The 255-nt window shown below is 51.8% G+C and carries 1 rRNA gene; it reads right to left on the bottom strand.

Annotation, left to right across the window (positions count from 1 at the left end):
- Window positions 1–228, bottom strand: a 16S ribosomal RNA gene (locus GVO60_RS22290); the annotation flags it as partial.
- Window positions 229–255: the final 27 nt, after the last annotated feature.

Genomic DNA, 255 nt, shown 5'->3' with positions numbered 1-255 from the left:
AGAGGCCCGAAGGTCCCCCTCTTTGGCCCGAAGGCATTATGCGGTATTAGCCATCGTTTCCAATGGTTATCCCCCACATCAGGGCAATTTCCCAGGCATTACTCACCCGTCCGCCGCTCGACGCCCTTAACGTTCCCCGAAGGTTCAGATAACTCGTTTCCGCTCGACTTGCATGTGTTAGGCCTGCCGCCAGCGTTCAATCTGAGCCATGATCAAACTCTTCAATTTAAGATTTTGTTCGGCTCAATGAATACT

This window comes from Vibrio atypicus (assembly GCF_009811315.1).
Taxonomy (GTDB): Bacteria; Pseudomonadota; Gammaproteobacteria; order Enterobacterales; family Vibrionaceae; genus Vibrio; species Vibrio atypicus.
The sequence above is the reverse complement of the archived record's forward strand: the minus strand, read 5'-3'. Positions and strand labels throughout refer to the sequence as shown.